This is a genomic window from Hansschlegelia plantiphila (assembly GCF_027922265.1).
In the GTDB taxonomy this organism is placed as follows: domain Bacteria; phylum Pseudomonadota; class Alphaproteobacteria; order Rhizobiales; family Methylopilaceae; genus Methylopila; species Methylopila plantiphila.
Genome location: NZ_BSFI01000023.1, coordinates 29,172 through 50,566, shown reverse-complemented (window position 1 = coordinate 50,566; position 21,395 = coordinate 29,172). Strand labels below are relative to the sequence as shown.

18 protein-coding genes are annotated in these 21,395 nt (G+C 68.4%); 11 read left to right on the top strand and 7 right to left on the bottom strand.

From position 1 onward, the window contains the following. Positions 1 to 65 precede the first annotated feature (65 nt). Positions 66 to 1,391, top strand: coding sequence for an MFS transporter (locus tag PKE75_RS16815; RefSeq protein ID WP_428979156.1), 1,326 nt, complete (start codon positions 66 to 68; stop codon positions 1,389 to 1,391). A gap of 9 nt (positions 1,392 to 1,400) precedes the next feature. Here the strand turns inward: PKE75_RS16815 and PKE75_RS16810 are convergent, their stop codons facing one another. Both PKE75_RS16810 and PKE75_RS16805 read right to left on the bottom strand, forming a co-directional pair. Next, positions 1,401 to 3,590 carry a putative bifunctional diguanylate cyclase/phosphodiesterase gene (locus PKE75_RS16810; protein WP_271169905.1) on the bottom strand — a complete coding sequence of 730 codons (2,190 nt, stop codon included), beginning with the start codon at positions 3,588 to 3,590 and terminating at the stop codon, positions 1,401 to 1,403. Between the two features lie 115 nt (positions 3,591 to 3,705). Next, entirely contained in the window at positions 3,706 to 4,608 is a 903-nt protein-coding gene (locus PKE75_RS16805; RefSeq protein ID WP_271170096.1) for a LysR family transcriptional regulator, read from the bottom strand. 180 nt (positions 4,609 to 4,788) lie between these two features. Between PKE75_RS16805 and PKE75_RS16800 the strand changes: the two genes are divergently transcribed. The 9 genes from PKE75_RS16800 (at position 4,789) to PKE75_RS16760 (ending at position 15,770) form a co-directional block, all read left to right on the top strand. Continuing rightward, a complete protein-coding gene (locus tag PKE75_RS16800; RefSeq protein WP_271169904.1) occupies positions 4,789 to 5,241 on the top strand; it encodes a (2Fe-2S)-binding protein in 453 nt (150 codons plus the stop codon). Between the two features lie 3 nt (positions 5,242 to 5,244). Next, positions 5,245 to 7,413, top strand: a complete 2,169-nt coding sequence (locus PKE75_RS16795) for a xanthine dehydrogenase family protein molybdopterin-binding subunit (RefSeq protein ID WP_271169903.1) — start codon at positions 5,245 to 5,247, stop codon at positions 7,411 to 7,413. Positions 7,414 to 7,415: 2 nt separating this feature from the next. Then, positions 7,416 to 8,666 (top strand): c-type cytochrome, encoded by a 1,251-nt coding sequence (locus PKE75_RS16790; protein WP_271169902.1) that lies wholly within the window; start codon positions 7,416 to 7,418, stop codon positions 8,664 to 8,666. A gap of 216 nt (positions 8,667 to 8,882) precedes the next feature. Next, positions 8,883 to 10,421: a cation:proton antiporter gene (locus tag PKE75_RS16785; RefSeq protein WP_271169901.1), complete on the top strand. Its 1,539-nt coding sequence runs from the start codon at positions 8,883 to 8,885 to the stop codon at positions 10,419 to 10,421. Positions 10,422 to 10,523: 102 nt separating this feature from the next. Further along, positions 10,524 to 11,972 (top strand): acetamidase/formamidase family protein, encoded by a 1,449-nt coding sequence (locus PKE75_RS16780; RefSeq protein WP_271169900.1) that lies wholly within the window; start codon positions 10,524 to 10,526, stop codon positions 11,970 to 11,972. Beyond that, the gene (osmF, locus tag PKE75_RS16775; RefSeq protein WP_271169899.1) at positions 11,932 to 12,900 is read left to right on the top strand and encodes a glycine betaine ABC transporter substrate-binding protein OsmF; all 969 of its coding nucleotides are present in this window, start codon (positions 11,932 to 11,934) and stop codon (positions 12,898 to 12,900) included. Before PKE75_RS16780 ends, osmF begins: the two co-directional genes overlap by 41 nt. Positions 12,901 to 12,922: 22 nt before the next feature. Beyond that, positions 12,923 to 14,095 carry an ABC transporter permease gene (locus tag PKE75_RS16770; RefSeq protein ID WP_271169898.1) on the top strand — a complete coding sequence of 391 codons (1,173 nt, stop codon included), beginning with the start codon at positions 12,923 to 12,925 and terminating at the stop codon, positions 14,093 to 14,095. Beyond that, positions 14,092 to 15,033, top strand: coding sequence for an ABC transporter ATP-binding protein (locus PKE75_RS16765; protein ID WP_271169897.1), 942 nt, complete (start codon positions 14,092 to 14,094; stop codon positions 15,031 to 15,033). Before PKE75_RS16770 ends, PKE75_RS16765 begins: the two co-directional genes overlap by 4 nt. After that, positions 15,030 to 15,770, top strand: a complete 741-nt coding sequence (locus PKE75_RS16760; RefSeq protein ID WP_271169896.1) for an ABC transporter permease — start codon at positions 15,030 to 15,032, stop codon at positions 15,768 to 15,770. Before PKE75_RS16765 ends, PKE75_RS16760 begins: the two co-directional genes overlap by 4 nt. Before the next feature lie 15 nt (positions 15,771 to 15,785). Here the strand turns inward: PKE75_RS16760 and glnT are convergent, their stop codons facing one another. From glnT to PKE75_RS16735, 5 genes are read right to left on the bottom strand one after another with little or no spacing between them, the layout of a single operon-like run. Further along, positions 15,786 to 17,162: a type III glutamate--ammonia ligase gene (gene glnT, locus PKE75_RS16755; RefSeq protein WP_271169895.1), complete on the bottom strand. Its 1,377-nt coding sequence runs from the start codon at positions 17,160 to 17,162 to the stop codon at positions 15,786 to 15,788. Continuing rightward, entirely contained in the window at positions 17,159 to 17,932 is a 774-nt protein-coding gene (locus PKE75_RS16750) for a creatininase family protein (protein ID WP_271169894.1), read from the bottom strand. Before PKE75_RS16750 ends, glnT begins: the two co-directional genes overlap by 4 nt. Continuing rightward, positions 17,932 to 18,810, bottom strand: coding sequence for an ABC transporter ATP-binding protein (locus PKE75_RS16745; protein WP_271169893.1), 879 nt, complete (start codon positions 18,808 to 18,810; stop codon positions 17,932 to 17,934). Before PKE75_RS16745 ends, PKE75_RS16750 begins: the two co-directional genes overlap by 1 nt. Continuing rightward, positions 18,807 to 19,811, bottom strand: coding sequence for an ABC transporter permease (locus PKE75_RS16740; RefSeq protein ID WP_271169892.1), 1,005 nt, complete (start codon positions 19,809 to 19,811; stop codon positions 18,807 to 18,809). The genes PKE75_RS16745 and PKE75_RS16740 overlap by 4 nt, the downstream gene beginning before the upstream one ends. A 4-nt stretch (positions 19,812 to 19,815) precedes the next feature. Further along, positions 19,816 to 20,814, bottom strand: coding sequence for an ABC transporter substrate-binding protein (locus PKE75_RS16735; protein ID WP_271169891.1), 999 nt, complete (start codon positions 20,812 to 20,814; stop codon positions 19,816 to 19,818). Between the two features lie 85 nt (positions 20,815 to 20,899). Between PKE75_RS16735 and nikR the strand changes: the two genes are divergently transcribed. Beyond that, positions 20,900 to 21,391 carry a nickel-responsive transcriptional regulator NikR gene (gene nikR, locus PKE75_RS16730; protein WP_271169890.1) on the top strand — a complete coding sequence of 164 codons (492 nt, stop codon included), beginning with the start codon at positions 20,900 to 20,902 and terminating at the stop codon, positions 21,389 to 21,391. The last annotated feature ends 4 nt before the right edge of the window (positions 21,392 to 21,395 follow it).

Genomic DNA, 21,395 nt, shown 5'->3' with positions numbered 1-21,395 from the left:
GCACAATCGATCGCGGACGCCAGTTCGCACTCGAGACGGATGATTTCGAAGGAGCGCTCGGACCGATGAGCCAAGACCTCGCCCTGCCGAACGGCTCGTCGATCGAGCAAGCGACCGGACACGCCGGCGGCCACTCGAAGGTTTCGCCCAACGAGATCGCCATGGCCGTCGTCATCGGGCGGACATCGGAATTCTTCGACTTTTTCGTCTACGGCACGGCGTCGGTCCTCGTGTTCCCGAACCTGCTGTTCCCGGAAATCGACCGGCTGACGGCGACGCTCTACTCTTTTGCGCTGTTCTCGCTCGCCTTCCTCGCGCGACCGATTGGCTCGGTGATCTTCATGGAGATCGGCCGGAAGCTCGGCCGCGGCGTCAAGCTGACCATCGCGCTGTTCCTGCTTGGCATATCGACCGCGGCGATCAGCTTCCTGCCCGGCTACAGCCAGATCGGCTACGCCGCGGTCTATCTGCTCGCGGCCTGCCGAATCGGACAGGGCCTTGCGCTCGCCGGCGCCTGGGACGGCCTCGCCTCGCTGCTCGCGCTCAGCGCCCCTGACGAGAAGCGGGGCTGGTATGCGATGATGCCGCAGCTCGGCGCGCCGTTCGGCTTCCTTCTGGCGAGCGGGCTGTTCGCCTTCTTCGTCAGCGCGCTGTCCACCGCGGACTTCCTCGACTGGGGCTGGCGTTACCCGTTCTTCGTGGCCTTCGCGGTCAACGTCGTCGCGCTGTTTGCACGCCTCAGGCTCGTGATGACCGAGCAGTTCTCCGAATTGCTCGACCAGCGCGAGCTTCGACCGACTTCGGTGTTCGAGATGATCTGGGCCGAGGGCGGCAAGGTCATCATCGGCGCCTTCGCCCCGCTCGCGACCTTCGCGCTGTTCCATCTCGTCACGATCTTCCCGCTTTCCTGGGTGACGCTGTTCTCCACCCAGTCGCCCGGGGAATTCCTGGTGACGGAGATGGTCGGCGCCTCGATCATGATCGTCACGGTGATCGCGTCCGGCGCGATCGCCGACAAGATCGGCAGGCGCACCCTCCTTGGGATCTCCGCCGGCCTGATCGCGGCGTTCAGCTTCGTCGCGCCCCTTCTGCTCGCCGGCGGCGTCGGCGGCCAGACCGGCTTCATCATGCTGGGCTTCGGCCTGCTGGGCCTCGCCTTCGGCCAGTCGTCCGGCGCGGTCGCCTCAAAATTCTCAAGCAAGTACCGTTACACCGGCTCGGCTCTGACCTCCGACCTGGCCTGGCTCGTCGGCGCCGGATTCGCGCCGCTGGTCGTGCTTGGCCTCTCCAGCAGCTTCGGCATCGCGGCGGTCGGGGTCTACCTGCTGTCCGGCGCGGCCTGCACGTTGGCGTCGCTCACCTTCAGCCGGCAGCTCGAAACCGTGGAGTGACGGCGGCCGTCAGGAGGACCTGCTCGCAGCCTCGGCCATCGCGCAAAGGCGTGGGATGTCCTCCGCCTTGGAAGGGTGGGCCATGTGAAAGCCCTGCACTTCGTCACATCCATCAAGGCGCAGGAGCGTCAGCTGTTCGGCGGTCTCCACGCCTTCCGCCGTCACCGAGATGCCCAGCGCCCGACCGAGCCCCAGAATGGCCTGGACGATGGCGCGGGACTCGCCGACAGCATGGAGATCGGCGATGAAGCTCCGGTCGATCTTGATGGCGTCGAACGGAAAGCGCTTGAGGTATCCGAGCGAAGAATACCCGGTCCCGAAATCATCCATCGAAAGCTGGATCCCCCGCGCCTTCAGGCTGTTGAGGATGAGCCCCGCGCGCTCGGTGTCCTCGAGCAGCACCCCTTCCGTCAGTTCGAGTTCGAGCCGGGCCGGGGCGAGCCCCGTCACGGACAGCGCCTCGCTCACCGTCGCGACGAAATCGGATCCGCGGAACTGAACCGGCGACACGTTGACCGATACGCCGATCCCCGGCCATTCGATCGCCTGACGACAGGCGAGCCGGAGCACATGGACGCCGAGCGCGGCGATCAGCCCTGTTTCCTCCGCAAGCGGAATGAATTCCGCCGGACCGACAAGGCCGCGCTCGGGATGGCGCCAGCGTACGAGCGCTTCGACGCTCCGGATCCGCATCGAGCGGGCGTCGTAGCGCGGCTGATAGAGCAGGAAGAATTCGTCGGCGTCGAGACCGCGTCGCATGTCCGCCTCGAGCCCGCGACGCTTTAGAATCTGGTCGTTCATCTCGGATGCGAAGAAACGATAGGCGCCGCCGCCATTGGATTTCGTCTGGTGAAGCGCAATGCCAGAGCGACGCAGCAGGCCTTCGGCGTCGGCCGCATCCTCGGGCGCCAGAGTGACGCCGATCGACAGCCCGACATGGACGACATGGCTCTCGACCTCGATGGGCTGGCGGATCGCCTCTAGCAGACGGCGGCAGAGCGCCTCGACGTCCGCGCCGTCGATCCGGCGAACCATCATGACGAACTTGTCGCCGCCGACCCGCGCCACGAGATCGCCGCCCCGCACGGCCTTGCAGAGGCGCTTCGCGACTTCGTTCAGAACCAGATCGCCTACGGAATAGCCGAACCCATCGTTGACCGACTTGAAGCGGTCGAGATCGAGATGGAGCACCGCGAATCGCGAACCCTTGCGCGATAGCGCCTCCGTCATCTGCTTCGTCAGCATCGACCGGTTCGGCAGGCCCGTCGTCGGATCGTGAAGCGCCTGATGCTCGGCGTCGCGATAGGCTTCTGCAAGCTTTGCGGCGCCGCTCTGCGCCAGGGCGGCCGCCTTCATCGCGGAGCGCACGGCGAGCGCAAGCAGCGCGATGACTCCGGCCACCGTCACCACCAGCCACGGCAGAAACGTTTCGAGCAGACGCGTTCCGGGACGCTCCGGATCCCAGCGCAACGTGAACGCCGACGCGCCTTCGCCGATGCGCAATGAGGGCGCCGCCTTGGCGTCGTCGCCGTTGCGAGCGACGCGCAGGCCGTTCACGAAGGTGCCGCGCCCGAGCTTGTCGAGGGCGGCGGGCGACATGCGCTCGCCGAGAATGAGAACGGACGGCGGGCCGTCCTGCTGCGGGATCGATCCGTCGCCCCCGGTCGAGAAGGCGCCGGCCGAGACGATCACGGGATCGCCGCCCGCCGACAGAACGCCCGAAATCGCCAGCGTTTCGTTAGCCGGCGCTGCGGCCGCCTTGTCCACGAGGCCCCTGAGGTCGCCCTGCATCACGTCGCCCGCCTGCACATTGGCGAGAACGCCGTCTATGACGGCGTAGACCGTGCTCCCGTCCGGCGCGATGACGAAGATGTAGCCGAAATCGAATCGCTCGAAGAGCGAGCGCCCGAGGTTGCCTTGCGTATAGGCCCACTCAAGATTCACGCGCGTATGAAGGTTCGCGTAGGCGTCCCCCCAACCCGCATAGTCCGACAGCAGCTTGGACTGGGCGTCCGTCCGCTCGGACCACGCCAACTGAGTGAAGGCGACCGATCTTGCTTCGGACTCAGCGTCGAGTTGATTGGAGATACTGCACAGCAGCGCGAAGACGAGAGCGAGCGCGACGATCAGCACCCCGACGAGCGGAATCATGATGCGGCGGCCGAAAGTGGCGGCGAAACGCGATTGAGGATGAGACATAAGCGCCAGCGTGTCGTCGGATCGTGCGCAGCTTGCGCGAACGCCGTAAATATTCGCTCAAGAATTGGACCGTCCGGCGCAATCGGATCGGATGGCGAACGACGGATACTGCCCGCTAGGCGCCGGCCGGCGCGGCCGGAAACAGATTCTCCGCCAGAAAGTCGACGAACACCCTGACCTTGGGGGAGAGGTAGCGGCTGGTCGGCCACACTGCGCGCAACACGCCGACATGGTCGATGTCATCTCCGAGGATTGCGACCAGCGCGCCCTCGGCGATCTGCCGGCGGACGGCGAAATCGGGCACGCAGGCGATTCCGACGCCGAATTCGGCGAGCGAGATCAGCGGCTCTACCGTGCTCGAGGCGGCGGTGATCGGCAGCGCCACGTCGTGTCCGCCCGGTCGTCTGGCGAAAGGCCAGCGCTGCAGCTTGCCGCTCGTCGGGTATTTGTGGTGCAGGCAGGCGTGGGCCGTCAGATCCTCCGGCGTGGTCGGCGTTCCGGCGCGCGCGAAATAGGCGGGCGCTCCGACCACCTCCAGCCGGAAGGTGCCGAGGGTGCGCGACATCAGCCGGGAGTCGCCGGCCTCGCCGGTGCGCACCACCACATCGTAGCCGCCGTCGATCACATCGACGATGTGGTCGGTGAAATCCACCTCGAGCTGGATTTCCGGGTAGGCCAGCATGAACTGGCTGAGCGTCGGCATCAGCAGGGTGCCGACGAGGGGCAGGCTGACCTGCAGCTTGCCCTGCGGGGCCCCCTTTGTTTGCGCAAATTCAAGCTCGATGGTCTCGACCTCGGCGAAGATCCGCCGGCAGCTCTCGAGGAACAGCTTGCCTTCCTGGGTCAGCCTCATGCTGCGCGTGCTGCGGTGGAACAGGCGCACGCCGAGCCTCTCCTCCAAGCGCGCCACCGCCTTGCCGACCGCCGAGGACGACAGGCTGAGCTGCCGCCCGGCTTCGGTGAAGCTGCGCGCCTCCGCCGCCCTCACAAACGCGCTCAGTGCGCCGAGACTGTCCAATTTCAAGGCCCCTGATTGCGGACATCCATGTCCGATAAGTCGGGAATGTTGGCCCATAGATGGCTTATTTCAATCAGGTCTAAACTAGCGAGCTCCAGCGCCGCGGACGGACCTCCGCCGGCGCTTCGAGATCAACGCGCGGCGGCCGTCACGTCCCGTGCGATCCGAGGAGCGACCACTTTGATAAGCCTTCACATCAACGGTCAGACCCATCAGGTCGACGTTCCCGAAGACATGCCCCTGCTCTGGGTGCTGCGCGACGTGCTCGGCCTGACCGGCACCAAGTTCGGCTGCGGCATTGCGCAATGCGGCGCCTGCACGGTTCACGTCGAGGGCGAGGCCGTCCGGTCCTGTCTCTATCCGGTCGGCGCGCTCGGCGAGAAGCCGGTGACCACCATCGAGGCGGTCGGCCGAACGCCGGCGGGAGCCAAGGTTCAGAAGGCCTGGCTCGAGAACGAAGTCGTCCAGTGCGGCTACTGCCAATCGGGCCAGATCATGTCGGCCGCGGCGCTGCTCACCCAGACGCCGAAGCCGACCGACGCCGATATCGACGCCGCGATGTCCGGCAACATCTGCCGCTGCGGCACCTATGTGCGCATCCGCGACGCGATCCATTCCGCGGCGGAGGCTTGAACCATGCGCATCAACGAACTTGAAGCGCCGTCGCGCCGCTTTCTGCTGAAGGCGAGCGTGCTTGCGGGCGGCGGCCTGCTGCTCGGCCTGAGGCTTCCCGGCCTCGCGCGCGCGCAGGGCGCCGCGGCTGACGCCGGCGGCTCCTTCATGCCGAACGCCTTCGTGCAGATCGACACGGCCGGCAAGATCACGCTGATCGCTCCGCACACCGAGGTGGGTCAGGGCATCGACACCGCCCAGGCGATGCTGGTCGGCGAAGAGCTCGAGGTCGGGCTCGACCAGATCCACGTCCAGCCGGCCCCGCCCGACATCAAGAAATACGTCGACCCGAACCTCGGCGACCAGGCCACCGGCGGCTCGACCTCGATCCGCAGCGACTGGACGCGGCTTCGGCAGGCTGGCGCGACGGCGCGGGTGATGCTCGTCGGCGCCGCCGCGAAGCAGTGGGGCGTCGATCCCGCGACATGCCACGTCGAGCGCGGCGTGATCCATCACGACGAAAGCGGCCGCACGCTAGGCTTCGGCGACGTCGCGAGCGCGGCGGCTGGCGAGCCGATCCCGACCGAGGTGAAGCTCAAGGAACAGTCCGAGTTCAAGCTGCTCGGCACCAACGCCAAGCGCATCGACACCCCGTCCAAGGTGGACGGAACGGCGGTGTTCGGCATCGACGCCAAGGTCCCGGACATGAAGTTCGGCACCCTGGCGCTGGTGCCGACCAAGGGCGGCAGGCTCGTGCGGATGGACGAGGCGGCGGCCCGCAAGGTGCCGGGCGTCCGCGACGTGATCCGCGCGGGCGACGAGGCGGTCGCCGTGATCGGCGATCACATGTGGGCGGCCAAGCAGGGCCTCGAGGCGCTCGCTCCCGTCTGGGACGGCGGCGCCAACGGGGCCGTCACGCTGACGTCGCTGGTCGCGGCGATGGACAAGGCCTCGCAGAAACAGGGCGTGGTCGCGAAGGACGAAGGCGGCGCGGCGTCCGCGATCGACAAGGCGGCCACCAAGCTGTCGGCGATCTACGAGCTGCCGTTCCTGTCGCATTCGCCGATGGAGCCGCTGAACTGCACGCTGCACATCCAGCCCGACAAGGCCGAGATCTGGGTCGGCACGCAGGTGCCGGTGCGCGCGCAGAAGGCTGTGGCCGACGCCGCGGGCCTCGCGCCCGAGGCGGTCACGGTCAACAATCTCTACATGGGCGGCGCGTTCGGCCGGCGGCTCGACGTCGACAGCGTCGAGGTCGCCGCCAAGATCGCCAAGCAGGTGAGCTACCCCGTCAAGCTGGTCTGGACCCGCGAGGAGGATCTGCGCCACGATTACTACCGGCCGTATTATTACGACCGGGTGAGCGCGGGCCTCGACGGCGACGGCAAGCTCGTCGGCTGGACGCACCGGGTGACCGGCTCGTCCGTGATGGCGCGCTGGGCGCCTCCCGGCATGAAGGGCGGCCTCGACCCCGACGCCGTGGAGGGCGCGGCCGACACCCCCTACGAGGTCCCGGCCACCTTCGTGGACTATGTCCGCCACGAATCCGACGGCATGAACACCGGCTGGTGGCGCGGCGTCGGGCCGACGCACAACGTGTTCGTGACGGAAAGCTTCATGGATGAGCTCGCCGTCGCGGCCAAGCAGGATGCGGTCGCCTACCGGCGCAGCATGCTGGGCAAGAACCCGCGGGCGCTCGCCGTGCTGAACCTCGCGGCCGAAAAGTCGGGCTGGGGCTCGCCTCTGCCGCCCCGCTGCGGGCGCGGCGTCAGCGTGCAGTTCGCCTTCGGCTCCTACGTCTCCTGCGTCATGGAGGTCGAGGTGTCGCCGAAGGGCGAGATCCTCCTGCGCAAGGCCACCGTCGCGATCGACTGCGGGCTCACCGTCAATCCCGACACCGTGGTCGCGCAGATCGAGGGCGGCCTGATCCTCGGTTTGAGCACCGCGATGTACAACGAGATCACCCTGACCGGCGGCGCCGTGGACCAGAGCAACTTCCACGACTACCGCGCGATGCGGATCAACGAGGCGCCCAAGATCTCGGTTCACCAGATCCGCAACAGCGAGGCGCCGGGTGGCGTCGGAGAGACCGGCACCGCGGCCGCGGCGCCTGCGCTCGGCAATGCGATATTCGCGGCGACCGGACAGCGGCTTCGCAAGATGCCGTTCGCAAGCGGCCTGCGGGGCGCATGATCATGACCGGTCTCATACGCAACATCGCCGCCGCGGCGGCGCTCGTTCTCGCCTTCGCGCCGGTTTCCGCGCGGGCGGACGCCCAGTCCGATCTCGTGGCTCGCGGCGAATACGTGACGCGCGCCGCGGACTGCGTGGCCTGTCACACCGTTCCCGGCGGGAAGCAGTTCACCGGGGGCCGGCCCTTCAAGCTGCCGTTCGGCGTTCTCTACTCGCCGAACCTCACGCCGGACGAGACGACCGGCATCGCCGGCTACAGCGACGACGACTGGGTCCGCATGCTGCACGAGGGCGTCGGCCGCGGCGGCAAGCATCTCTACCCCGCGATGCCCTACGCCTCCTACACCGGCATGAGCCGCGAGGACGCGCTGGCGGTGAAGGCCTATCTCATGAGCTTGGCCCCGGTGCATGCGCCGGCTCCGGAAAACGACATCGGCTTCCCTTTCAACCAGCGCTGGGGAATGATGTTCTGGAACCTGCTGAACAACCCCAACAAGCGCTTCGAACCGGATCCTGCGAAGTCGGCCGAGTACAATCGCGGCGCCTATCTGGTCGACACCCTCGGCCACTGCGGCGAATGCCACACGCCGCGCAACCTCACGATGGGGCTGAAGAACAGCAAGAAGTTCGCCGGTGCCGAACAGGAGGGCTGGCTCGCCTACAACCTGACGAGCGATCCGAAGAGCGGCCTCGGCGGCTGGACCGACGAACAGCTCGCCGAATACCTGTCGACCGGCCAGACGGCGGGACGCGGGCCCGCCTCGGGTCCGATGGCCGAGGCGGTCGAGCACAGCCTGAGCCATCTGAAGCCCGAGGACATCAAGGCGATCGTCACCTATCTGCGCGGCGTCCCCGGCCAGCCCGACGGACCGCCGGCGGCGGTCGCAGGGGCGTCTCCGGGACCGGCCGACCCGCTCGGCGAACGGCTGTTCGCCCAGGCCTGCGCCGGCTGCCACCTGCCGAACGGCGCCGGCCGCCAGTCGCCATGGGCGGCGCTCGGGGGGGCTCACACGGCGGCCGATCCCGCCGGCACGAATCTCGTGAAGGTGCTGACCGAGGGAACCCAGCTCAACACCCGCCAGGGCCTGATGTTCATGCATCCCTTCACGGGCGCCTATAACGACCGCGAGCTCGCCGCGCTCGGCAACTACGTCCGCAGCCAGTTCGGCTACCAGCCCGGCGCGATCACGCCGGAGCAGATCGCCAAACAGCGCGAGGAGGCGTCGCCGAAACCGAGCAAGCCCTCCACCTGAGAAGAGCCGCGTCCGGGGCGCCGCGGGTTAGCCTGCGCGCTCCGGAACGGACCTTTCATGTCTCCGGACAGGAAGGGCTCCGGGCCAGTCCCTGACGCATGGCGCTTTCGTATCATCGAATCGCTTCCTCCCGATCCGCCGCGCGGTAAAGATCGCGATGGAGGAACGGCGTAATCGTCCTGCGCCGCCTCAGGATCGAGACCGGGAAAAATCGCCTTGGCGCTGTTTGAAAGCATGCTGACGCTCGTTCTGGTGGCGATCGTCCTGCTGCAGGCCTCGCGCCGGTTCCTGATCCCCTACCCCACGACCCTGGCGGTCGCCGGCGTCGCCGTCGCGGCGCTGCCGTGGACGCCGGCGGTCGAGATCGATCCTCAGCTCGCGCTCGCCTTATTCATCGCGCCCGCGCTGCTCGACGCCGCCTATGACCTTCCTCCCCGAGAACTCAGGCGCAATTGGGCGCCGCTGCTCGCGCTCGCGGGCGTCGCGGTGCTGATCACGACGGCTGCGGTCGCGACCCTCGGGGTCTATGCCGCCGGCATGCCGATCGCCGCCGCGATCGCGCTCGGCGCGATCGTCGCTCCGCCGGACGCGGCGGCCGCCGCCGCCGTGCTCGGGCGCTTCTCGCTGCCGCGGCGCACGGTCTCGGTGCTCAAGGGCGAGAGCCTGCTGAACGACGCCGCCGCGCTCCTGATATTCACCGCGGCGGTCGCAGCGGTGGCGGAGCCCGACGCATTCTCCGGCCTCGTCCCGCAGCTTCTGCTGGCAGCCCCCGGCGGCGTGTTGCTCGGCTGGATCACGGGTCGGGGCTATCTCGTTCTTTCGCGCTGGTTCGCGGGCGCGCTCAGCGCGCTGCTGTTCGAATTCGCGGCTACCTTCGGCGTCTGGGTGCTCGCCGAACGGCTGCATCTTTCAGCCATCCTCGCCGTCGTGGTCTACGCCATGGTGGTGGCCCGGCTCGGACCGGAGCGGCAGCTCGCGCATCACCGCGTGCGCTCCTATGCGGTCTGGGAAACCGCGGTGTTCCTGCTCAACGTCGTCGCCTTCATGCTGATCGGGCTGCAGGCGCGCGCCGTGGTCGGACGCCTCGACGCCTCGGCGACATGGAAGGCGCTCGGCTTCGCGGGACTGGTGCTGCTGACCGTCGTCGTGGTGCGGATCGCGTGGGTGTTCGCCTACACGACGACGGTCGTCGCGCGGATGCGCAGACGAGGCGAAGCGCCGCCGACCCTCGCCCAGCGCGTCGTCGTCTCCTGGTGCGGCATGCGCGGACTTGTGACCCTCGCGACCGGAATCGCGCTGCCGGCCGATTTCCCGGCTCGCGACACCATCGTGCTCAGCGCCTTCGTCGTCGTGCTCGGAACGTTGGTGCTGCAGGGGATTTCGCTCGGACCGCTGCTGAAGCTGCTTTCCTTCAAGCCGGACACCAGCTTCGACGACGATCTCGCGCGCGCCCGGCTTTCGCTGCTCGACGCCGCCGACCAGGCGCTTGAAGGCCGCGGCGACGAGACGACGGCGAGGGTCCGCGCGGAGATCGAAGCCCAGCGCGAGCTGACGCGCCGCGGCGACCACCGCAGTTCCGCAACCGAGCTCGGCGAAAGGAAGATGGAGAGCCTGGTCGCCAAGCGCCGTGCGCTCGCTGATCTCAGGCGTCGGGGCGATATCGACGACGACGTCTTTCACGCGCTCGAGCAGGAGCTCGACTGGCAGGAGATCGCCGCCTCGCCGCCCGACCGTATCGAGATCGCCGAGACCTGAAAGCTCCGGACGGTCGACCTTGGCGCGAACATTGCGATGGCACGCCAGCCGGCGCCGCCGCCGCTATGGGACGTCCGGCGATCGTAAGGAGGGATACTGACGATGTGCCAAGGCGATGACGCGACCTGCCCACAATTCGAGCTGCACTACCGCGCTCTCAAGGACAATCTGGACGCAGAGCGGCGTGGCTTCCTGAAGAGCGGCTTCGTGGCGGCGGGCGGTCTCGCCACGCTGGGCGTTGGCGGGGCGTCGCTCGTGACCCCCGCGCTCGCCGAAGCCGCAGCGGCGCGCCAGCCGGGCGAGCGCACGCATCATTACCTGCCGGCCAACGCTGACACCGTGCATTGGGGCTACTTCTCGAAGACGCTGAAGCCGCAGGTCGAGATCGAGTCCGGCGACCTCGTGACCATCGAGACGCTGACCCATCAGGCGAGCGACGACCTCGAACGCATGGTCGAGGGCGATCCGGGGGCGGAAAGCGTCTTCCTCTGGACCAAGGACAAGAAGGGCGTCGACCGGCGCGGGGCCGGGACCACTGACCCCAAGCTTTACAAGAAGGGCTCCGGCGAGGGCCAGGGCGTCCACGTGATGACCGGCCCGGTCTATGTCCGCGGCGCCGAGCCCGGCGACATCCTCGAGGTCCGCATCCTCGACTGCGTCCCGCGGCCCTGCGCCAACCCGAAATACAAGGGCAAGTCGTTCGGCTCCAACGCCGCGGCGTGGTGGGGCTACCACTACAACGACCTGCTCGGCGGCGAGAAGCGCGAGGTCGTGACGATCTACGAGGTCGACGCCGGCGGGTCCAAGAGCTGGGCGCAGGCGGTCTACAACTTCAAATGGGTGCCGCAGACCGACCCCTTCGGCGTCGTCCACCCGACGATCGACTATCCCGGCGTGCCGGTGGATCACGCCAAGACCAGCCGCAACTTCGACGCGCTCAAGGGCGTGCGGGTGCCGATCCGGCCGCATTTTGGCACGCTCGGCGTGGCGCCGGCCGACGCCGACTTCGTCGACACGATCCCGCCGAACCGCACCGGCGGCAACATCGACAACTGGCGCATCGGCAAGGGCGCGACGATGTACTATCCCGTCGCCGTCGAAGGCGCGCTGCTTTCGGTCGGCGACCCGCATGCGAGCCAGGGCGACAGCGAACTCTGCGGCACGGCGATCGAATGCTCGCTCACCGGCGTGTTCCAGCTCATCCTGCACAAGAAGGCGGACCTTGCCGGCACCGCGCTCGAGGAGCTGAACTATCCGATGCTGGAGACGCAGGACGAATGGCTCGTCCACGGCTTCAGCTTCGCGAACTACCTGAAGGACCTCGGCCCTGACGCGCAGACCGAGATCTACACGAAATCATCCGTCGACCTCGCCATGCGCGACGCCTTCCGCAAGATGCGTCACTTCCTGATGACGACGCAGAAGCTGACGGAGGACGAGGCGATCTCGCTGATGTCGATCGGCGTAGACTTCGGCGTCACGCAGGTCGTCGACGGCAACTGGGGCGTCCATGCGATCGTCAGGAAGGAGATCTTCGCCGGTCGCGCCTGAGGCCGGTCTCCGCCGGGGAGCGCTGCGTCTCCTCGGCGCGCTGGCGATCGCGCTCGCCGCCCTTCCCTCCTCCGGCGCGGCGGCGACGGTCACGGTCTCGTCGAAAAGCGACACCGAGGGGAGCCTGCTCGGAGCGATCATCCTGATCGCTCTCGAGCACGCCGGAATCGCGACGCGCGACAGAGTCGCGCTCGGCGGAACCGCGATCGTGCGGGCCGCCATTCTTGCGGGCGAGATCGACGTCTATCCCGAATACACCGGCAATGCCGCGTCGTTCTTCAACCGCGCCGCCGACCCGCTCTGGCGGGACGCGGCGAAGGCCTATTCAGAGGCGAAGCGGCTCGACTACGACGCCAACCGCATCGTCTGGCTGACGCCGTCGCCTGCCGACAACACCTGGGCGATCGCGCTGCGGAAGGACGTCGCCGATCCGAACCGAGTCGAGAGCCTGTCCGATTTCGGCCGATGGGTCTCCGCCGGCGGCGCGGTGACGCTCGCCGCCTCGCTCGAATTCATCCACTCCCCCTCCGCGCTGCCGAGCTTCGAAGCCGCCTATGGCTTCCATCTCAAGTCGGGCCAGCTGATCGGGCTTGCGGGCGGCGACACGGCCGCGACGCTCGCAGCGGCGGCGAAACAGATCAGCGGAGCGAACGCGGCGATGGTCTACGGGACCGACGGCGGCATCCCGTTCTCCGGCCTCGTGGTGCTGGCGGACGACAGGCACGTCCAGCCGGTCTACCAGCCCGCGCCGATCATCCGCGAAACCGCGCTCAAGGCCGAGCCGCGGATCGCCGACATCCTCCGGCCGATCTTCGAGCGGCTGGATCTTTCGACCCTTCAGCGTCTGAACGGCCGCATCCAGGTCGGGGGCGAACCCGCCAGCGCAGTGGCGGAGAGCTATCTTCGCGACAACGGATTTCTGAAATGACCGGCCCGATGGGAAGAACGGCATGACGCCCGGCGCCATCGAGCGCAGCGCGCTCCGTCTTGACCGCGTCGGCGCGACGCTGGCGGCGCTTGGCGTGGGCGGCCTTGCGCTCGGTCCCTTCGTCTCGGCGCGGCCCAACCGGATCGTCGACGGCGTCCCGCACGGGCTGTTCGAGGCGCTGCCGCCGTCTCTCGCCGCCTTTGTCGCGCTTGTGGCCGCCGCGGCCGCGCTCGTCGCCCTGTCCCAGGCGCCGCCCGTGCTGCGCGCCTTCGCCGGCGCCGCTGCGCTGGCCTGCCTGACGCTCGCGCTCGGACAGGCTCCGCGTCATCTGACGGCCCCGGGCGATATCTACGCCCGCGTCGCGCCGGGCTGGGGCTATTGGCTTGCGGGCTTCGCGTCCACGCTGCTCATCGCCGACGCATTGACGCGGCTGCGCTTTCGGCCACTCGCGCGCCTCGCCGCCCTCGTCATCGCCGGCCTGGCGGCGGCCGCGGCGATCGGCTCCGGCGCGCTCGACGACCTGTCGATCATGAAGGAATACGCGATCCGCGCGACGTCGTTCTGGGCGGAGGCGCGGACGCATCTGGCGCTGGCGCTGGGCTCGGTCGCGGCGGCGCTCGCGATCGGCGCGCCGCTCGGCGTCGCGGTCCATCGTGTGACCGCCGCCCGCGGGCCGACGCTCGCGGTCCTCACCGTCGTACAGACCATCCCCTCGATCGCGCTGTTCGGCCTGCTGATCGCGCCGCTCGCATGGTTGGCGCGGACCATCCCCGGCGCGGCCGAGATCGGGATCGCAGGCGTCGGAGCCGCTCCGGCCTTCGTGGCGCTCACCCTCTATGCCCTGCTGCCGGTCGTGGGGAGCGTCGTCTCAGGGCTCGGCGCCGCGCCGCCGCCCGCCATCGACGCGGCGCGCGGCGCGGGCATGACCGACTGGCAGGTTCTTGCGCAGATCGAGGCCCCGCTCGGCGCGCCGACCTTCCTCTCGGGCCTGCGCGTCGTCACGGTGCAGAACATCGGGCTGACGACGATCGCGGCGCTGGTCGGCGGCGGCGGGTTCGGGACTTTCGTGTTCCAGGGCGTCGGGCAGACCGCGATCGACCTCGTGCTGCTCGGCGCGGTTCCGACGGTCGCTTTGTCCTTCGTCGCCGCCGTCGTGCTGGACGCCGCCTCCGAGAGCGCGGGAGCGCACGCGTGATCACGATCGAACGACTCACCAAGCGCTATGACGACGATGTCGTCGTCGACGACGTCTCGCTGGAGATCGCGGAAGGCGCGATCGTCGCGGTCGTCGGCGCGTCGGGCTCGGGCAAGACGACGCTGCTGCGCATGATCAACCGGATGGTCGAGCCCACCAGCGGCCGGGTGCTGATCGCGGGCGAAGACACGCGCGCCACCGCGCCTCATCTGCTTCGCCGCTCGATCGGCTACGCCATCCAGGGCCACGGCCTGTTCCCGCACCGGACGATCGCGGAGAACGTCGCCACCACGCCGAAACTGCTGGGCTGGGACAAGGCGCGCATCGAAGCGCGGGTCGACGAACTGCTGTCGCTGTTCGGCTTGGAACCCGCGATCTACGGCCCCCGCCGTCCCCATCAGCTTTCCGGCGGCCAGCAGCAGCGCGTCGGCGTGGCGCGGGCGCTCGCGGCCTTTCCGCGCGTGCTGCTGATGGACGAGCCCTTCGGGGCGCTCGACCCGATCGTGCGCGCGAAGGCGCAGGCCGATCTGAGGGCGATCCAGCGCAAGCTCGGCGTGACGGTGGTGCTGGTCACCCACGACATGGACGAGGCGACCAGCCTCGCCGACCGCATCGCCATCATGGAGCGCGGACGCCTCGTGCAGGAGGCGACGCCCGTCGAGGTGCTGACGCATCCCGCGACGCAGTTCGCGGCCGACATGTTCGGGGCGGATGAGCGTCCGTTCCGTCTGTTGTCGCTGAAGAGCGTCGCCGACCTGACGCAGCCCGGCGAGGCCGGAGGCGAGCCGATCGCGGCCGACGCCGACCGTCGCGAGGCGCTCGCCGCCCTGCTCTGGTCGGGACGAGCCGCAGCCCCCGTCACCGGAGCCGGCGGCGAACGCCTCGGAATCGTCACCCTCGCCCGCCTCGTCGAGGCGGCCGCCGCGAAGGCGCGATGAAGGCCGCGGCCTGGACCCTTCGCTTGCTGACGCTGGCGCTGCTGGCCGTCTATCTCATCAGGCCGGAGACCTTCGCCGCCGCGCTCGCTCCGCTTGCGCCGGCCGGAGCGCCGGCCGTCTACACGCAGTCGAGCGTGCTGGAGCTCGCGGCGATCCATGTGGCGATCGCAGCCGTGGCGACCGTGCTCGCGACGGCTGCGGCGCTTGCGCTCGCCGTGTTCGCCACGCGTCCTGCGGGATCTGCGTTCCTGCCGCTGTTTCGAAGCGTCGCGAACGCCGGGCAGACGTTTCCGCCCGTGGCGGTGCTCGCGATCGCCGTGCCCTCCGTCGGCTTCGGCGAGGCGCCGACGCTGATCGCTCTCACGCTCTACGGCGTGCTGCCTGTGTTCGAAAATGCGCTGAGCGGGATCGAGGGCGTATCGCCCGCCGTGCTCGACGCGGCCCGCGGCGCGGGGCTGTCGCCGCGACAGGAGCTTCTGGAGGTCGAGCTGCCGCTTGCATTGCCGGCGATCCTGTCCGGCGTCAGGCTCTCGGCTGTGATCGCGCTGTCGACCGCGACGATCGGCTCAACGGTCGCGGCGCGGACGCTGGGCGAGGTGGTGATCGCAGGGCTCGCGACCAATAATCTCGCCTATATCGTGCAAGGCGCGGCGGCGATCGCGGCGCTGACGGTGCTGATCTCCGACGCGCTCGGCGCTCTCGAACGATGGGCCGCGCGCCGCGCTGGACGCGGTTGAGAGGGCCCCCAGCCGTCAGAACATGTGGCTGTAGCGGTCCGTCTCCCACTGGCTGATAGTGGCGTGATACTCCGCCCATTCCTCGCGCTTGTAGCGCACGAACTCGTCGCGCAGCGCCTTGCCCAGCGTCTTCTCGACCAGCGGGTCGGCGGCGAAGGCGTCGACCGCTTCGGCGAGCGTCTGCGGCAGGAACTCGATGCCGCGCCTGGCGCGCTCGGCCTCAGACAGCTCGTAGAGATTGTCCTCGTTCGGCGCGCCCGGATCGAGCTTTTCGCGCACGCCTTCGAGGCCGGCGGCGAGCGCCAGCGCGGCGGCGAGATAGGGGTTCGCCGCGCCGTCGGCGTTGCGGCTCTCGCAGCGGCCGCCGCCCATCGGTACGCGGATCGAGTTGGTGCGGTTGTTCGAGCCGTAGGAGTTGAACACCGGCGCCCAGGAAAAGGTCGCCATCGCGCCGCGACGGGTGAGGCGCTTGTAGCTGTTCACCGTCGGCGCGAAGGCCGCGCACAGCGCACGTCCATGGCGGATGATCCCGGCGATGAAGTGGTAGCCGACGTCCGAGAGGCCGAGACCGCGCGGGTCGTCCGCCGGGTCACGCGCGAACAGGTTGGCCCCGGTCTCGATGTCGGAAAGCGACATGTTGAAATGCGCGCCGTTGCCCGTGCGGTTCGCGAACGGCTTCGGCATCATCGTCGCGATCAGGCCGAGATCGCCGGCGTACTGCTTCGCCATCAGCCGGAAGAACGTCACGCGGTCGGCTGTCGTCAGCGCGTCGGCGTAGGCGAAGTCGAACTCGAACTGGCCGTTGGCGTCCTCGTGGTCGAAGGAATAGAGGTCCCAGCCCAGATCGTTGATGGTCTCGGCCATCCGGTCGACCCAGGCGAAGTTCGAGAGGAAGCCGCGGACGTCGTAGCAGGGCTTCACGAGCTTATCGTCCGGATCTGGGATCGACATCGTCCCATCGGTCTCCTTCTTCAGCAGGAAGATCTCGCACTCGACGCCGAGGTTGAAGCCGAACCCCATCTTCGCGGCTTCCGCCATGACGTTCTGCAGCACGATGCGGGTCGACAGCGGATAGGGCTCGCCCTTGAACGAGATGTCCGCCGGCGCCCAGGCGATCTTGGGCTCCCAGGGCAGCTGGATGAAGCGCTTCAGGTCGGGGACCGAGGCGAACTCGTCCTCGTTCGGCTCCTGGCCGAGGCCGTCGAGCGCATAGCCGGTGTAGAGCTCCGAGCCGCCAGCCATGTGGGGCAGATGATCGAGCGGCACGACCTTGCCCTTCTGGGCGCCGTGTATGTCCACATAGGCGCCGATGCAGTACTTCACGCCCTTGGCGCGGAGGTCCTCCATCACGGCCTTGACGTCGTCTTTCAGGTTCATCGGAGTCTCGCTCATGTCCTGGCGGGCTTCGCCCGTTCGTCATAGCCGTGCGGGAGCGGCGGTCGTTCTCGGAGGCCGCGGCGGACAAGGCTGCAAAGGTCCTCGACCATCCATGCGAACAGGCGCTCGCCCTTCGCGGCGGTGGCGAGGCTCGGGCGGCCGGTGACGCCGTTCAGGCTCGTGCGATTGACCGGGTGCGAAAACACCAGGCCGTCGGTTCGATCGGGATCGTCCGCGTCGGCCAGCCGGTCCTCGCGCACCAGGGCGGGCGCGATGGCCATCATCAGTGAGGTCTCGGCGTCGTTCGCGTGCCAATCCGCGGCGTCCGAGAAATGCGCCTCGCGCACCCGCTCGCTGAGCGTGGCGGTGTTGACCAGCGCGACCATCAGGTCGTCATGGCCGGCCCGCAGGATCTCGAGCGCCGACCGCAGCGGCGCTGCGTTGGTCACATGGGCGTTGACGATGAACAGCCGGCGCACGCCGGAGGCGTAGGCGTCCTCGCCCACCGCCGCGACCACCCGCGTCATGAGGATCGGATCGAGCGCGATCGTGCCCGGCCAGCGCCGGCTGTGGCCGAGCGAGCAGCCATAGGGCAGCGTCGGCAGCATCGGGACGCCGGTCTCGGCGGCGACGTCGCGGCACAGCCGATCGGCCAGCACGAAATCCATGCCGCAGCCCATATGAGGTCCGTGCTGCTCGGTCGCGCCGACCGGCAGGATCGCGGCGGACGCCGAAGCCGCGACGTCGGCGCCGATCTCCTCCCAGGTCCGCTCGGCCCAGAGCATCAGTCCACCTCCTCGGCCACGCTGGCGAGGCGCACCACCGGCGTCACCGGCTCGTCGTCGACCACCGTCTCGTGCGCGTGGATGAAACCTTCGAGCCGTTCGAGCGTCGCCCGCAGCGCGGGATCGTCCAGCGTGCGTCCGGCGGCCGGACGAAGCGCCGGCACCTCCATCAGGTCGACGACCTCGCCGGGACCGGTCTTCAGCACGAGGATGCGGTCGGCGAGCAGCACCGCCTCGTCGAGGTCGTGGGTGATGAAGACGATGGTGACGTCGATCTTGCGCCAGATGTCGACGAGATAGGCCTGCATCCGGGCGCGGGTGCGGGCGTCGAGCGCGGAGAACGGCTCGTCCATCAGCAGGATGCGCGGCTGGATCGCAAGCGCGCGGGCGATCGCGACCCTCTGCTTCATGCCGCCGGACAGCGTGTGCGGATAGGCGTCGGCGTAGGGCTCGAGCCCGACGAGATCGAGCCACTGCCTGGCCTCTCGCGCGGCCTCCTCCTTCGGTTTGTCCGCCATCCGCAGGCCGAACATCACGTTGCCGAGGACGGTCAGCCACGGAAACAGCGTGTAGCCCTGGAACACCATGGCGCGGTCGGGGCCGGGTCCGTGGACAGGCTGACCTGCGACGAGGATTTCGCCTCCGCTCGCCTCCTCCAGCCCCGCGATCGTGCGGATCAGCGTGGACTTCCCGCAGCCGGAGGGTCCCACGACGCAGAGGAATTCGCGCCGGTGGGTGGTGAAGTTGACGTCGTTCAGGATCGTCCGTTCGCCGTCCTTGGCCGGAACGGTCTTGCACAGACCCCGCACCTGCAGAATCGGCTCGCGCGCCTTCAGCCGGTCGAACCGCGCGCGCACCTCGTCCGGCGACGCGCTCATGCGGTCGTCCTCCGCCAGGGAAACAGCCAGCGGCCGAGCCGCGCCAGCAGCAGGTCGCTGCCGAAGCCGACGATCCCGAGGATGAAGATGGCGGCGTAGACGTTCTCGAAATGCTGGTAGCGCGCCTGCTGGGTGATGAAGAAGGTGATGCCGGACGACGTCCCGACGAGTTCGGCGACGATCAGATAGGTCCAGGCCCAGCCGAGCAGAATGCGCTGGTCGTTGTAGAGATCGGGCAGCACCGCCGGCACGACCACATTGCGCACCAGCCTCAGGTTCCGCGCGCCCAGGGTCTGCGCGGCCTCCAGCAGCGCGTAGTCCGCGCGCCGCGTCGTGCCCGCGATGATCAGCACCTGCTGAAAGAACGTGCCGATGACGACGATCGCGATCTTCGGGCCGTCATAGATGCCGAGCACGGCGACGCAGAGCGCCCCGAAGGCCGGCGCCGGCAGATAGCGGAAAAACTCGACGAACGGCTCCGTCAGCCGCCCGATCGCGCTGTAGGAGCCGCAGAGAATCCCGAGCGGGACGCCGATCGCCGACGAGATCAGGAACGCCCAGAAGATGATCTGGATCGAGTGCCAGAGGCTCGAGCTCAGGCGGAACTCCTCGCGCGCGTCCGCGGCCGGCGTCGCCGCCGCCCACAGCGCGAGCGCGACCTCGTGCGGGGCGGGCAGATAGACCGGATTGGCCGGAATCCCCTGCGGGGGCGCCTGGCCCGAGGCGGTCATGCCCTCGACCTCCTCGGCGAAGGCGTCCGCCGGCGCCCGCATCCCCTTGCTGTAGTAGGCGACGTCGCCGGGATCGGTGATCTCGACCAGCGGATGCCAGAGGAACGGCGCATAGGACACCGCAGACCACAGAGCGAGCGGGAGCACGAAGGACAGCACCCCCAGCATCGTGCGCGCCCGCGGCGTCGGCGACCGCCCGACCGCGAAGAACCGCGCGGAGAACAGCCGCGGCCGAGCGATCGGCCGCGGAACCGCGACGTCAGCCTTCAAGGCCTTACTTGGCCCCGGCCAGCGACGGGTCGATGTAGGACTTCACGTCCTGGCTTTCCTTGTAGACGCCGGCCTTCACGTTGAAGTCGTCGGCGTTGCGCGTGGAGCCGTAGAGCGAGCCGAAGCCGTCGGCGTCCTTGAACACCTTGGCGCCCTCGGCGAGGCTGAGCAGCTTGGTGCCCTTGAGGTAGCGGACGTATTCCTCGGGCGGCACGCCGCTGCGTGCAGCCATGATCTTCACCGCGTCGGGCTGCGTCTTCGGATCGGTGATGAAGGCGACGACCTTGTCCCAGACCTTCATGACCTTGGCCCAGTCGTCCTTGCGGCCGGCGAAGCTCGTCGGCGACACGGTGACGACATCGTAGATCAGGCCCGGCTGGTCGGCCGAGGTGTAGAGCGGCTTCGCGCCCGGCACGCCCTTCATCGCCTGGCCCGCGACCGGCTGCCACGCGCCGACGGCGGAGATGGCGTCGTCCGAGAGGACCTGCGGCGTGTCGTTGGTTTTGACGTTGACGATCTCGACGTCGGCGTCCGTCATCCCGGCCTTCTTCAGGCCGTTGAGCAGCAGCAGGTGCTCCACCAGCCCGCTCTCGAGGCCGACCTTCTTGCCCTTGAGGTCCGTCAGCTTCTTGAGGCCCGGCTTGCCGATGATCATGTCGTTGCCGTTGGAATAATCCGTCAGCATGATCATCACGCCCTTGGAGCCGCCCGACCCCATCACCAGCGTGTCGCCATTTGTCACGGTGACGGCGTCGATCTTCCCCGCGCCGAAGGCGTCCATCGAGGCGGAATAGTCGAACCACTCGAAATCGACGTCGACGCCGGATTCCTTGAACCAGCCCTTGTCGATCGCGACCTGCCAGGCGACCCAGCCCGGCCAGTCGCTGTAGCCGATGCGCAGCGGGCCGTCCGCGGCGCTCGCCTTTGGAGCCGTCGCGCCGATCGCGACAAGCGCGAGCAGCGCCAACGCCGCTCCCCGGATGAAATGCCTGGCCGAACCCATGCCGATCTCCTCTCGACGAGTATTACGATTTTAGATTATCGTAATACTCAACAGGCTTGCATACGCCGTGCCAGAGGAGATCGACATGGAGAAAAAGGAGCCTGGCCCCCAGTCCCGACCTCCCGCCGAGCCCGGCCGGCGGGCGACGGTCGAGCGGGTCAGCCTCTCTTTGCCGCCGCGCATGCTCGGCGACCTCGACGCCATGGTCGCCCGACGGGGCTTCGCCAGCCGGTCGCAGGCTGTCGCCGAGATGCTGCATCGCCTGCTGATCGAAGAGCAGACCGAATTCGGAGAGGAGGTGATGGTCGGAACCCTCACGCTTTTCTATGGTCAGCTGTCGACCGGCGTGGAGCAGCGCATCGGCGATCTGCAGCGCGCCTATATCGACGAGGTGATCTCGTCCTTCCACGTCCACCTCAACGAGAGCCGCACGCTTGAGGTGCTGCTCCTGCAGGGTCCCGCGCGCAAATTGCAGGCGATTGCCGACGAAATGATCACCGTCCGCGGCGTGATCTCCGGTCGACTGCAGGTGGTCGCGGCCATCATCCCGCAGATCCACCCCTTCATCCGGCAATAGGGAT

Coding starts and splice junctions, on each gene's coding strand:
- PKE75_RS16815 (WP_428979156.1), top strand. CDS start 66: ATGAGCCAAGACCTCGCCCTGCCGAACGGCTCGTCGATCGAGCAAGCG.
- PKE75_RS16790 (WP_271169902.1), top strand. CDS start 7,416: ATGACCGGTCTCATACGCAACATCGCCGCCGCGGCGGCGCTCGTTCTC.
- PKE75_RS16760 (WP_271169896.1), top strand. CDS start 15,030: ATGAAGGCCGCGGCCTGGACCCTTCGCTTGCTGACGCTGGCGCTGCTG.
- PKE75_RS16745 (WP_271169893.1), bottom strand. CDS start 18,810: ATGAGCGCGTCGCCGGACGAGGTGCGCGCGCGGTTCGACCGGCTGAAG.
- PKE75_RS16795 (WP_271169903.1), top strand. CDS start 5,245: ATGCGCATCAACGAACTTGAAGCGCCGTCGCGCCGCTTTCTGCTGAAG.
- PKE75_RS16780 (WP_271169900.1), top strand. CDS start 10,524: ATGTGCCAAGGCGATGACGCGACCTGCCCACAATTCGAGCTGCACTAC.
- PKE75_RS16735 (WP_271169891.1), bottom strand. CDS start 20,814: ATGGGTTCGGCCAGGCATTTCATCCGGGGAGCGGCGTTGGCGCTGCTC.
- PKE75_RS16750 (WP_271169894.1), bottom strand. CDS start 17,932: ATGCTCTGGGCCGAGCGGACCTGGGAGGAGATCGGCGCCGACGTCGCG.
- osmF (WP_271169899.1), top strand. CDS start 11,932: ATGCGATCGTCAGGAAGGAGATCTTCGCCGGTCGCGCCTGAGGCCGGT.
- glnT (WP_271169895.1), bottom strand. CDS start 17,162: ATGAGCGAGACTCCGATGAACCTGAAAGACGACGTCAAGGCCGTGATG.
- nikR (WP_271169890.1), top strand. CDS start 20,900: ATGGAGAAAAAGGAGCCTGGCCCCCAGTCCCGACCTCCCGCCGAGCCC.
- PKE75_RS16770 (WP_271169898.1), top strand. CDS start 12,923: ATGACGCCCGGCGCCATCGAGCGCAGCGCGCTCCGTCTTGACCGCGTC.
- PKE75_RS16810 (WP_271169905.1), bottom strand. CDS start 3,590: ATGTCTCATCCTCAATCGCGTTTCGCCGCCACTTTCGGCCGCCGCATC.